A 12,408-nucleotide genomic window follows, 5' to 3' on the forward strand; every position below is an offset into this window, starting at 1 on the left:
CTTCACTTAGGAATGAACAACAAAGGAAAAATTCTTTATATGTTCCTGCAGTGGAATGATTCTAAAAACCCGAACCGCATAGGTCCGGCAAATAACCTGATTACGATTGTGATTTGAGGCACTCTGCAATAAAAAAGCCCCGCAAAAATCTTGCAGGGCTTTTTTAGTTTTATGTGGAAAAAATTTCAGGAAGCCGCCTTCACTTCTTTCATGCGAATGGTTTTTGCGGCATCGAGCATCTGCACGGCTGATTTTTCGGAAAACACTTCGCCTTCCACATCGCGCACTTCAAACGATTTAGCGCCCGCTTTCACCACGGCATAAAAATGAAACTCGGGTTCCATGCCTTCAATCTGCCATTCCCATATAATTGCGTTCGCGTCTTCCATTACGTACTTCACAAATTTTCTCACGTCATCGTGTGTAACATCTTTCTTTTTTGTCTCCATATCGCCTGCGCCTTCCATCACCGCCATTTGAAAACTCTTTCCCACTTTCACATCGGCTCCGCCCTGCGAGTTGGCGGAAACCTGCAGCGGTCCCACCGTTGAATCGGGAACATTCATCAGCACGGGCATTCTTCCTTCGCTCACCGCGCTTAAATCGGCCGCCACCATTCCTTTGGGAACATTTGCATTCACATCCTCTTTTTTTGCGCCACCGCAGGAAGCAAAAATGAAAAGAGAAAAAACTCCGAATGATAAAAATATTTTTTTCATATCTATATTTATTGTTGTTTTGTGCAAACTTACAAAAAAGCAAACACGGGAACGATGGAAAGTTGGCTGTTTCCCATTCATCCGCTATTCCATTCTTCCAGCAGAAAATGAACCTTTCTTTTATTCCGCATACCTTAACATTCAAGCGCCCGTTTTCCATTGCGCACGGAAGCAGAAATTCAACGCCTGTTGTCTTTACAAAACTTATATATAATGGAATTACAGGATATGGCGAAGCATCCATGCCGCCTTATCTCGGAGAAAACCATGAATCGGTTTTGAAGTTTCTGTCGAAGGCGAAAAAGGTTCTTGAAAAATTTTCTCCTTCAGAAAATACAGAAGAAATTCTTTCAGCGGTGGATCAAATTGAAAAAGAAAACACGGCTGCAAAAGCATCGGTGGATATTGCGCTTCACGATTTGCTCGGAAAAATACAAAACAAACCCTGTCGTGAAATTTTCGGAGCGGATAAAACAAAAAATCTTTTCACCGCTTATACTATTCCTATGGATGAACCCGCAGGAATTAAAAAAAGATTGGAAGAAGCGAAGGAATATAAAATTCTGAAAGTGAAACTGGGCGCTGCGAATGATAAAAAAATCATAGAAGAAATCAGAAAACATTCCGACAAAGAAATTATTGCCGATGCAAACGAAGGATGGACTGACAAGCACTTTGCACTCGACAGGATTCATTGGCTGGCAGAGAAAAATGTCTTGCTCGTGGAACAGCCCCTGCCCAAAGAAATGACAGATGAAACCGCGTGGCTCACGGAAAAATCTCCCATTCCCATTATTGCCGATGAAGCGGTGAAGCGTGCAGCCGATTTGGAAAAAGCAAAAAATGTTTACAGCGGAATAAATATTAAACTGATGAAGTGCACCGGGCTGAACGAAGCGCTGAAAATGATTTCACTCGCGCGCGACTATAAAATGAAAATCATGCTCGGCTGCATGTCTGAAACTTCGTGCGCGGTTTCTGCCGCAGCGCAGATTGCTCACTTTGCCGATTGGATTGATTTGGACGGACCACTACTTATCAAAGAAGATTATTTTGAAGGCGTAAATTTTTCAGAAGGAAAAATTATCCTGAATGAGTTGCCGGGAATAGGCGTGAAACCCAAAGGGCTGGTCGGGATTTAAAATCCCGACCGGCAGTGGGGTGAGGTTATTGCTTCACAATTTTTTTCGTTTCAATAATTACTCCTTCTTTGAGCACCGCGTAAAAATAAATTCCCGCCTGCAAATCCTGCATGTCAATTTCGGTTTTGATTTGTCCCTGCGGCACAGCAATGCTTTTAATGTTTTCTCCCACTGCATTGTAAATGGAAATTAAATTCGCCTGCGAAGTTTCAATCGTTAGTTTTGACGAAAACGGATTCGGATAGGCGGCAGAAAAATAATGGCTTGCAATAATCGGCACGTTGTTCGTGCAGGTCGCCACAATGGTTCCCACCATTCCCATAGCAGCATGAGGCGTGCACTGATAACTATACGTGCCCGCGCAGGGAATCGTAATAGCGTAGACAGTGCTGGTTGAATTAATGTTGGCGTTCCAGGCAGTGGCGCAGGCAGGAATATTAGTCGAAGTGGTAGTGTGTGAACCGGCACCCCATTGCCATATAACTGTATCTCCGCATACAGCGGTAATGTTTGCAGGGTTGAATACGTTGCTGGTCGGAGTGCCAACAGTAATGAAATGAATCGTTGCGTTTCCGAGAAGAGCGATGAACGAAAATGAAAGGAGAGTAAAAATTTTTTTCATGGTAAAAGTTGTTAGTGATTGTTTGTGCAAACCTACATAAAATTTTCCTTATGCAAGAATTTGCTCCAGCACTTTATGCGAAACAATTTTTCCGAACTGCGAAAGATGCAGTTCGTAATAGCGCAGTAAAATATCAAGAAGGGTTTTTCTTTCCCTGGCAGACAGCGTCAATTTCTCCATTGAATAATAATTGCTGAGGATAAGTTTGCTCAGGAGTTTGCTGTTTTCTTTTGAGAGAAAATCGTGATGCAAAGGTTCTGCGTTTGTAAATTTCCCTTCTCGCAAATCAAACAGGGAATTCGTCTCGGAAAATTTTCCCTGCGGATAAAATCCCAAAAACCGCGAGAAGCGTACAAGGAAAATCAAATGCAGATGACTGAAATGTTTTTCCGAAGAATCCAACGTTTGAATGGTTTCGTGCAGGAAAGAAAAAAGTTCAGGATTATGTTCTTCTTCGTGCAAACACTTTACTAAAACTTCATCCAGAAAAAAAAGAATGGATGTCTTTGAAAAGTCATGCGGAATGGAAACGAAATGAATTTCGGGCTTTGCTTCTTTCAGCGTTTGCAATTGTTTCTTTTCCTTTTTATATACTACCAAATCGAGAAGCGATAACGGCTGAAACAAATTTGCTTTGACGCTTGCTTTTTTCCGCTTCGCGCCTTTTATCAAATAACTCTGAATGCCGAACTGCTCGGTATAAATTTTTGCAATGATGCTGGTATCGGAAAAATTTGTGGTGCGGAGAACGATGCCTCTTGTTTTGTACAACATCCAGATTTGAGAATTTAGATTTGAGAGACATCTACTAATTTACCAATCTGTACTAATAATGTAAGTTGCCACCTATTGAATGATAGGAATTGATAAAATAATGCAAATGCCGCGAACAAATGCGAACACCGCGAATTTTTCTTTGCATTTTGTTCGCAGTGTTCGCATACATTCGCATTTTTCGCATGATGTTATCCTATTATAAGCCCACTTCACATAAATTGCTCCCCAGGTAAATCCTCCTCCGAAAGCCGAGAGAATAATATTGTCTCCGCGCTTGAGTTGTTTTTCATAATCCCAGAGGCAAAGCGGAATGGTGGCGGCAGTGGTGTTCCCGTAGCGCTGAATGTTCAGCATAACTTTTTCGGAACCCACGCCCATGCGGTTTGCCGTTGCGTCAATGATTCGTTTATTCGCCTGGTGCGGAACAAGCCACGCCACATCTTCGCCTTTCAGATTATTTCGCGCCATGATTTCTGCCGACACATCAGCCATTCCCTTCACTGCAAATTTGAAAACCGCCTGTCCTTCCTGGTAAATAAAATGTTCTTTATTGGCAACTGAATGAAGTGTGGGCGGCTGAACGGAGCCACCGCCTTTCTGGTGAAGATATTTTTTCCCGCTTCCATCCACATGCAGAATGGAATCCATGATTCCGAAATTTTCAGTAGTCGGTTCAAGAAGAACGGCTCCCGCTCCATCGCCAAAAATTATGCAGGTGGCGCGGTCGGAATAATCTACAATGGCAGACATTTTATCCGCACCCACCACGATTACCTTTTTATATTTTCCCGATTCAACAAATTGTTTTCCCGTTTCCAGCGCAAAAAGAAATCCCGAACACGCGGCAGAAATATCGAAACCCCACGCATTCTTGATGCCAACTTTATCGCTGATGATATTTGAAGTGGAAGGAAAAATATGGTCGGGCGTAACGGTGCCGACAATGAGCAAATCAATTTCTTCGGGAGAAATATTTTTTTTCTTCAGCAACTCCTTCACGGCTTCCACGCCCATATCGGAAGAGCCAAGCCCTTTGCCTTTCAGAATTCTTCTTTCCTTAACTCCGGTTCTGGTTTCAATCCATTCGCTGTTGGTGTCCACCATTTTTTCCAGTTCTTTGTTCGAAAGAACAAAATCCGGAACGTATCCCTGAACTCCGGTTATTGCGGCTTGAATTTTCATAGTAAGAAGCACGAATGTAATAACAAAAAGGAAATGAAAAGGGAAAGAAAAATCTTAAACGTATTCAAATGCATTGCGGATTTTTTCAGAAAGTTTTGTCTCCGCAAGATTTTTGGAAAGCATGACCATATTCTTAATCGCCACTTCATTCGCAATGCCGTGATTGACCACCACCGCGCCATTCACGCCAAGAATCGGGCTTCCTCCGTAAATTTCATAGTTGAAGCGGTGAAAAAATGAATCGAGCAAATGGCGCTTGCTCATGATTTCAAAAATTGCTTCTGCCTGCTTAATAATTACATTTCCGACAAAGCCTTCACACACCACCACATCGGCTTTCGCGTTGAACAAATCTCTTCCTTCAATATTTCCCGCGAAATGAAATTGTTTGGTCGTCTTCATTATTTCATACGCTGCCTGCGTAACTAAATTTCCTTTTCCGCCTTCTTCGCCAATATTCATTAACCCTACGCGCGGATTTTTTATTCCGTAAACATGTTCCGCGAAAAGAGAACCGAGAATTCCAAACTGGTAAAGCACATCGGGCTTGCAATCTGCGTTGGCGCCCACATCAAGGAGTACTCCCATTTTTCCATTTTCTTTTGGAAGAATAGAGGTTACGCACGGGCGAATCACACCCGGAATTGTTTTGATGGAATACATGGAGCCGACTAACATTGCTCCGGTGTTTCCCGCGCTTGCAAATGCAGAAATTTTTTTCTCCATCAGAAGATGAAACCCAACGGCAATGCTCGAATGGGGTTTTTGCGTAAATGCTTTGATGGGAGATTCCGCCATGCCGATTACATCGGGCGCATGAACAATTTCATATTTATCGGAAGGCGCGTCAAACTTTTTTAATTCTTCGTGAATTCTTTTTTTATCGCCAATCAGCACGATGACGGAACCCCTGTGAAGTTCTTTCATGGCAAGAACAGCGCCTGCAATTACCGCTCGTGGCGCATAATCACCGCCCATTACATCAAGACCGATTCGCATAGAAAAATATTGCGGATTGCGGATTTGCGATTGCGGATTTTTGAATCCGAAATTTTGGCAATCCGAAATCCGAAATTAATTACGCTGCAATTGTTTTTTCAATCACCTGCTTGCCGCGGTAGTAGCCGCATGCCTGGCACACGCGGTGCATCAGGATGGGCGCTCCGCAGTTGGAACAATTTGTTAATGTTGGTGCAGATGCTTTGTAATGTGTTCTGCGTTTGCGCGAGCGGCTTTTTGAGTGTCTTCGTTTTGGATTTGGCATGGGAAATAGAAATTATAGATTTAAAATTATGAATTATAAATTCAGTTGTTCTTGATTTTAGATTTAAGTTCTTCCCAGATGGGATTTATTTTTTTCTCCTGTTCTTCTTCCGAAAGTTTGTTCAGCATTTTAAGCGCTTCAGGATTGCAGGCGGGGGTGCCGTCTTCTTTGTCAGGATGAACTCTTCTTTGCGGAAGAAGCATGTAAATATATTCGTATAAATAGTGCGAGATGTCAATTTCAGATGAATCAATCGGAATCGAAATAATATCTGTTTCGCCTTCGAATCTATCATTGGTCAAACTCACAATCAGTTTATTTTCTCCCCACACAGGCAAATCAAAATTTTCTCCGCAGCGGTCGCACATCACATTCATAGCGCCTTCCATTTTAATATCGAAAACAAGAAGGTTCGTTTCTTTGCGAAGCGTTACCTGCGTACTAATTTTCGCCTTCTGAATTTCAGAATAGTCGCGGCTTTTGAAAAAAGAATCATCAATCAGATAATTGAAAACATGCTCGCCAGTTTTTAAACCCGCGAACGGAATCAAATATGGATTGCTTAATTTTTTCACTTGAATTGAAAATAAGAATCGTGTAAAAAATTATCACAAACAATCAGCGTTTATGGCGCTTCTCGCTTGAAACTGTAAGGCGTTTTCTTCCTCTTCTTCTGCGCGCGGCAAGAACGCGTCTGCCGTTGGGAGTTGACATGCGCTCACGGAATCCGTGCTTGTTGCTTCTTTTTCTGCGCGAGGGCTGAAATGTGCGTTTCATAATATTCGTTTTTAAGGGGAGCAAAGATAGAAATGTTTTCCAACCAAAGCCGATTTCAGATACATTTGCAATCTCCTATGGCAGCAGTAAAAAAAGAGGACTTACCCAAAGCAAAACTGACGAAGGAATCGCTTTCAAAAGCAGTTCGCATTTTCAAATTCATCGGTCCGCATAAATGGAAATTTGTTTGGGGATTATTTTTTCTTGCAGGCACAGGAGCAGTCGCGCTGATTTTTCCGCGATTGATGGGAGATTTAATGGGGCTGGTCGGAAAAAATGAATCGGACGAAGTGCTTTTGAAAACTGCCAACGAAGTCGGAATAAAACTACTTGTTCTTTTTTCTTTCCAGGCGGTGTGTTCTTTTTTCCGGGTTTTATTTTTTGTGAACGTAACGGAAAACATGGTGGCAGGAATCCGGCAGGCAACTTACAACCGGCTCATCCGGATGCCGATGAGTTTTTTTTCGAGCCGGCAGGTTTCAGAATTGAACAGCCGTGTGAGCGCAGATATTTCGCAGATACAGGAAACATTCACTACCGGCATTGCGGAATTTATCCGCCAGACGATAATTGTCATAGGAGGAATCACTATTATATGTATCACCTCGCTGAATCTTGCGCTGGTCATGCTTGCCATTATTCCGGTGCTGGCGCTGCTCGCGGTTTTTTTCGGAAGAAAAATCCGGAAAATTTCCCGGAGCGTTCAGGATAAAGTTGCCGATTCAAATATTATTGTGGGAGAAACGCTGCAGGGAATTGCCAATGTGAAATCATTCACGAATGAATCGTACGAAAACAGGCGATACAAAAATACAACGGTTGAAATTGTGAAGCAGGCAATCAAAGGCGGATTTGCGCGCGGTTCTTTTTTCGCGTTCATTCTTTTTTTTCTTGGCGGTGGAATTGTTTATTTGGTTTATTATGTTGTCACTTTAAAAATTCATCACGGCATTCAGCCCGAATCCATGATGACATTTTTATTTTTATGCGTGATGGTTGCCGCTTCCATAGGAGGATTGCCCGAACAATACGCACAGATTCAGCGCGCGGTGGGCGCAACCGAACGGGTTTTTGATTTGCTGGATGAACCGGTTGAAGAAATAAATTTAGAAGTTGGTCGGGATTTGAAATCCCGACCAGCGCCTCGTTTTGATGGCGAAGTTATTTTTGAAAATATTTCTTTCTCTTATCCATCGCGAAAAGATTTCCAGGTGCTGAAAAATGTTTCATTCAAAGCAAGGAAAGGAGAAACCATTGCAATTGTGGGACCGAGCGGTGCAGGAAAATCCACCATCACAAATCTTATTTTAAGATTTTATGACCCCGACAAGTCGGGGAATATTTTCATTGACGGAAAAGATTCAAAAGAATATTCGCTCACCGAACTTCGTTCTCAGATGGCAATTGTTCCGCAGGATGTTTTGCTTTTTGGCGGAAGCATAAAAGAAAATATCGGCTATGGAAAACCAAATGCTTCGATGGAAGAAATTATGGATGCTGCGCGAAAAGCAAATGCACTTTCCTTCATTGAAAGTTTTCCCGATAAATTTGAAACGCGCGTGGGAGAAAGAGGAATTCAACTTTCAGGCGGGCAACGGCAAAGAATCGCAATCGCGCGTGCGGTACTGAAAAATCCTTCTATCCTTTTATTAGACGAAGCCACTTCTTCTCTCGACAGCGAAAGTGAGCGCCTTGTGCAGGAAGCGCTGGAAAAACTTATGGAGGGAAGAACTTCGTTTGTAATTGCTCACCGCCTCAGCACAATTCGCAAAGCGGATAAAATAATTGTGATTGACCATGGCGAAGTAAAAGAAAGCGGGACACACGAAGAACTAATCACCATCACGGATGGACTCTACAGAAGTTTGAGCAAATTACAATTTGAACTCAACTAAAAATTTCTAATGAAAATATTTTTACTTCCTTTAATTGTCATGCTGAGCGTAGTCGAAGCATCTTTTGCGCAAAAACCTGCCGATACGCTTCACTGGAAAGAAAACAAACCGCTTGCGTGGGGGGATTTTAAAGGCAAACCCAAAAACGGAATGAGCGGAGAAGCGTTCTGCCTGATTGATGCGAAATATGAAAAACCAAATCCGTTGAAGAAAACCAAGTTTAAAATTTTTGCCGTGTGGGATAAAAGCAAATCGTGGGTTGCGCCTGCTTCAAAAACTGCGGATGAACTTTTATATTATCAAGTACTCTTCAATATTTATGAAGTTCATGCGCGGCAACTGCGCAAAGAATTTTCAGAAACAAAATTCGGAATTGATCCGGAAAAAACTTTTCGCGCAAAGTATAATGAAGCCGATGCCTCGCTCACCGAAGACACGCATGACTTCCGCGATGAAACCGATGAAGGTGCAAACATTGAAGAATTGAAGAAATGGGATGAGAAAGTCAAAAAGGAATTGAAAGAGTTAGAACAGTTTCACGAATTAGGAATGTAAACTACTTTCTTCGATTCAAAAAAATCTTCCGAGAAATAATTTTTCAGTTCGTAAATTTTATTACCCTCTCCTTCTCCACGCAGATATAAAATTCCATTCGGCAAATCATTGAAACTTTCAGAAATAAATTTTCCTTTCACCCATTTTTGAAATTCGGAAAGTTCAGCAACTGCGCGGCTCACTATAAAATGATATTTCTCTTTCAGTTCTTCTGCCCGCGACCAGATTCCTTTTACATTTTTTAATTCTAAACTTTCCGCCACCGCATTCACTACTTTTATTTTTTTACCGATTGAATCTGCCAGATGAAATTCGCAATCGGGAAATAATATTGCCAGTGGAATTCCGGGAAATCCTCCTCCGGTTCCCACATCCAGAATTTTTGTTTTCGGCTTGAATGAAATTATTTTTGCGATACCGAGCGAGTGAAGCGCGTGCCGTTCGTAAAAGTTATTAATGTCTTTCCTCGATATGACATTTATTTTTGAATTCCAATCCGAATATAACTTTCCCATTCGGGAAAACTGTTCTTTCTGTTTCTCGGAAAGATTTGGAAAGTACTTAAAAATAATTTGCGGGCTATCCATAGTTAAAATGAATGCCCGCAAACCTACGACAAAATTTTTTCTATTCGGCAATTACAATTTTCCCTGAAGAAAGAGAAGAATTTTTTTCGTCAAAAAGTTTGTAAAGATAAATTCCGCCTGCCAGATTTCCCCTGTGAATAACTGCAGAATTGGAATTATGAATTGCGTAAGAAGAAACTTCTTTGCCGAACATATCGTATAATTTCAACTGGTAATTTCCCGTGTTATTAATGAGCACATTTGAAATTTCAGTGAACGGATTCGGAAAAAATTTTACAAACTGATTTTTATTCATCTCATTTATTCCCGATTGAGGAATGGGCGGACCATTGGTATATTCAAATCCCATCACCATCATTTCATCCAGAGAGGTCAGTCCGAAGTAAGCCGTATCGGTTCCGTAATTGTACCAGGTGGCTTTGTGTATTAATCCTTCCAGCGGATTTATTTCTAAGAATGGATTTTGAAAATGCTCCTGCGGTGCATGAATGCCCCATCCGTAATATCCCTGATTGAAAGTGTAACTCCAGTCCATCCATCCTTCATACACTTGGTTTCCCTGCGAGCCGTCCGGATTTCTTTGCCACACATCGTAATCAATTCCGAAGCGGTGCGTGTGCGTGTAGAGAATCCAGATTTCCCATAAGTTGCTTGCAGATGAATCGGTAGCAATATCGTTATAAGAAGTGGTGTCGCCCGGAGGAAGCACTATGGAAAGATCGGGAAAGTTGCGCCTGTACATATATTTTTGCGCGGTGCCTACAGGTTGAGTGTACATGTTAAAATAAATTTCTGCCGCGAGAACAGAATCGGGGCTTGGATTTAAAATATGCAGGTTCAGATCAAAGATGGCTTTCTTCTCAAGCAAATAAGCGGTGGTTGGAGGAAGGGTGTGAAGCGTTTGTTGTGGCGCAAAAGCACATAACGCATCCGCGCTTCCATGAGAAGGTCCATTGGGTCCGGTGCCGCTGTTGTATCTGAATCCCTGAGCAAAATTAATATCCTGGCCGGGGAAGAACTTATAAATAACAAAGTGGTGCGATTGTGGCGGCTGCGCCAACGCGAGTTGTATTACTTCAGTAGTATCAGGAAGTTTTGGATTGTACTTGATGAAAATTTCTGTTTCGGTTCCCTTCGGAACAAAAATTTTTCCGAGATGCACCTGAAACCCGGTGCCGGCTGCAGGAGGAGCAAGAGCAGTTACATTATTGATTCCACCTATAGTGTAGTATTCATTAATGACAGCCGTGTCAACTAACATACCTGTTTGCGGTGCACCTGCAAATATCCACTGGCGCACCAGTTCAATTTCATATTTTGAAAGCGCAGGATTCGGAGGCGAAGGCATTACATCTCCTTCCTGCGGTTTTACAATTCCATTATCCATGTCAAGCGAATCATTGATTTTTCTCAATAGAAAACTACGGTGCGGATCGCCAGGTGCAATTCTTTTATCTCCTTTACTGAGCGCGGCAGGGTTCACCGGATTTTTATTTACAATGGCAGTGTAGGTTGCCGCAAGCCCGGCAGAAAGATTTAACTGCCCGGAAAAATTGCTTTGGTTATGGCAGCCGGAACATTTCGCCTGAAAAATATTGTATACCTGCTGCCATGTGCTTTGCGCATTTAAAAAATGTGCACCGCAAAAAATGATTGCTGAAAGGAGTAAATTTTTTTTCATCATATATAATAAGTTATTTTTTTTTGAATTTTTTCCCAAAGGTACTCTTCAAAAATGATTTTGCAAATACAATCACAGAAATTTTTTCTCTTCAAAATTGAGTAGGGAACTAATTTATGGTTCACTTTTTCGGAATCCACAGTTGATTCTATGCTATTAAATCAGGCATAAAAAGAAAATTAGATTGCTAATAATCCCCCGAACAAAAAATTGTTTTATCCTTGCAACTGCCTTTCCTTTACAATGAAATTAAAATCCAAACCAAAAATTATTTTATCATGAAAAAACTTTTACTTTTTTCCGCATCAACAATTTTTGTCACGCTGAGCGTAATCGAAGCGCTTGCGCAAAACGCCATTCCCAATCCGGGGTTTGAGAACTGGACGAACCAGGGAAGTTACGATGACCCAAGCGGTGGCTGGGGAACCATTGCAGATATATCGGGAGGATTTGTGGTGAATTGTTATAAAGCTCCAAGCCCCGATATGCATAGCGGAACTTACGCCTGCAAACTTATTACAAAAAATATTCCTTTCCAGGGCGAAGCCCCCGGCATTGTGGTAACCGGAACCATCAACCAGTCAACAATGGGAGTTGATGGCGGAGTTCTATTTAACCTGAAACCCGATTCAATGGCGGGCTGGTATAAATATTCTCCGGTGGGAGTTGATACCGCTTCTGTGGATGTGCGGTTAAGTTACTGGAACGGGACTTCGCGTGTGCAGGTGGCAGAGGCGCGGTTTGAAAAAACAACTGCTGTTTCTTCTTATGCGCGGTTTTCAGTGCCGTTTATTTATGCAGTGCCCAACACGCCCGATACGATGGTGATTGTTTTAATGTCGAGTTACGGAGGTGCAACCAGCGCCAACACAAACAGCACCGCATATTATGATGATCTCGATTTGATTTATAATACAACAGCAGTTAATGAACAAATTTTAAATGCTTCTGTTTCTGTTTATCCGAATCCTTCCAGCGAGTTTGTAATTTTTTCCGGTACTTGCCAAAAATTCATGCTGAAGATTTCTGACGAAATGGGAAAACAAATTATGATTGCAGAAAGCGATAGCCGGAATTATAAACTGGATGTGTCAACTTTTCCCAAAGGAATTTATTTTTATGAACTACTCTCCGGAGAAGCGGGAAAAATTCAGCGCGGAAAATTCATAGTGCAGAAATAGTTGTTGGTTGATTGAGGTTTTGCAAA

General features: G+C 41.9%; 14 protein-coding genes. 4 read left to right on the forward strand and 10 right to left on the reverse strand.

All coding sequences use genetic code 11. The features are described from left to right. Nucleotides 1-185: 185 nt before the first annotated feature. Entirely contained in the window at nucleotides 186-719 is a 534-nt protein-coding gene (locus tag HY063_01555; protein ID MBI3500451.1) for a hypothetical protein, read from the reverse strand. A gap of 107 nt (nucleotides 720-826) precedes the next feature. Between HY063_01555 and HY063_01560 the strand changes: the two genes are divergently transcribed. Continuing rightward, nucleotides 827-1,861, forward strand: coding sequence for a dipeptide epimerase (locus HY063_01560; GenBank protein MBI3500452.1), 1,035 nt, complete (start codon nucleotides 827-829; stop codon nucleotides 1,859-1,861). A gap of 25 nt (nucleotides 1,862-1,886) precedes the next feature. On the opposite strand, the gene HY063_01565 is transcribed toward HY063_01560, so the two are convergent. From HY063_01565 to rpmH, 7 genes are all read right to left on the reverse strand, one after another. Next, nucleotides 1,887-2,483 carry a T9SS type A sorting domain-containing protein gene (locus HY063_01565; protein MBI3500453.1) on the reverse strand — a complete coding sequence of 199 codons (597 nt, stop codon included), beginning with the start codon at nucleotides 2,481-2,483 and terminating at the stop codon, nucleotides 1,887-1,889. 48 nt (nucleotides 2,484-2,531) lie between these two features. Next, complete coding sequence (gene recO, locus HY063_01570) at nucleotides 2,532-3,257, reverse strand: DNA repair protein RecO (protein MBI3500454.1); 726 nt, start codon at nucleotides 3,255-3,257, stop codon at nucleotides 2,532-2,534. A gap of 72 nt (nucleotides 3,258-3,329) precedes the next feature. Beyond that, nucleotides 3,330-4,442 carry a ketoacyl-ACP synthase III gene (locus HY063_01575; protein ID MBI3500455.1) on the reverse strand — a complete coding sequence of 371 codons (1,113 nt, stop codon included), beginning with the start codon at nucleotides 4,440-4,442 and terminating at the stop codon, nucleotides 3,330-3,332. A gap of 54 nt (nucleotides 4,443-4,496) precedes the next feature. After that, nucleotides 4,497-5,441 (reverse strand): phosphate acyltransferase PlsX, encoded by a 945-nt coding sequence (gene plsX, locus HY063_01580; protein MBI3500456.1) that lies wholly within the window; start codon nucleotides 5,439-5,441, stop codon nucleotides 4,497-4,499. A 79-nt stretch (nucleotides 5,442-5,520) separates the two neighbouring features. After that, nucleotides 5,521-5,706, reverse strand: a complete 186-nt coding sequence (gene rpmF, locus HY063_01585) for a 50S ribosomal protein L32 (GenBank protein ID MBI3500457.1) — start codon at nucleotides 5,704-5,706, stop codon at nucleotides 5,521-5,523. Nucleotides 5,707-5,747: 41 nt separating this feature from the next. Then, nucleotides 5,748-6,281, reverse strand: a complete 534-nt coding sequence (locus HY063_01590; GenBank protein ID MBI3500458.1) for a DUF177 domain-containing protein — start codon at nucleotides 6,279-6,281, stop codon at nucleotides 5,748-5,750. Nucleotides 6,282-6,324: 43 nt separating this feature from the next. Further along, on the reverse strand, nucleotides 6,325-6,483 hold the full coding sequence (rpmH, locus tag HY063_01595; protein ID MBI3500459.1) for a 50S ribosomal protein L34: 159 nt from the start codon (nucleotides 6,481-6,483) through the stop codon (nucleotides 6,325-6,327). 77 nt (nucleotides 6,484-6,560) lie between these two features. Here rpmH and HY063_01600 point away from each other — a divergent pair, with 77 nt between their 5' ends. Beyond that, nucleotides 6,561-8,378, forward strand: a complete 1,818-nt coding sequence (locus tag HY063_01600) for an ATP-binding cassette domain-containing protein (GenBank protein ID MBI3500460.1) — start codon at nucleotides 6,561-6,563, stop codon at nucleotides 8,376-8,378. A gap of 9 nt (nucleotides 8,379-8,387) precedes the next feature. Further along, nucleotides 8,388-8,933 (forward strand): hypothetical protein, encoded by a 546-nt coding sequence (locus tag HY063_01605; GenBank protein ID MBI3500461.1) that lies wholly within the window; start codon nucleotides 8,388-8,390, stop codon nucleotides 8,931-8,933. Here the strand turns inward: HY063_01605 and rsmG are convergent. Both rsmG and HY063_01615 read right to left on the reverse strand, forming a co-directional pair. Beyond that, nucleotides 8,915-9,520, reverse strand: coding sequence for a 16S rRNA (guanine(527)-N(7))-methyltransferase RsmG (rsmG, locus tag HY063_01610; GenBank protein ID MBI3500462.1), 606 nt, complete (start codon nucleotides 9,518-9,520; stop codon nucleotides 8,915-8,917). The genes HY063_01605 and rsmG overlap by 19 nt on opposite strands. 40 nt (nucleotides 9,521-9,560) lie before the next feature. Further along, entirely contained in the window at nucleotides 9,561-11,204 is a 1,644-nt protein-coding gene (locus tag HY063_01615; protein MBI3500463.1) for a T9SS type A sorting domain-containing protein, read from the reverse strand. A 275-nt stretch (nucleotides 11,205-11,479) separates the two neighbouring features. Here HY063_01615 and HY063_01620 point away from each other — a divergent pair, with 275 nt between their 5' ends. Beyond that, nucleotides 11,480-12,382, forward strand: coding sequence for a T9SS type A sorting domain-containing protein (locus HY063_01620; protein ID MBI3500464.1), 903 nt, complete (start codon nucleotides 11,480-11,482; stop codon nucleotides 12,380-12,382). The last annotated feature ends 26 nt before the right edge of the window (nucleotides 12,383-12,408 follow it).

It is taken from the genome of Bacteroidota bacterium, from assembly GCA_016195025.1.
Lineage (GTDB): Bacteria > Bacteroidota > Bacteroidia > Palsa-948 > Palsa-948 > Palsa-948.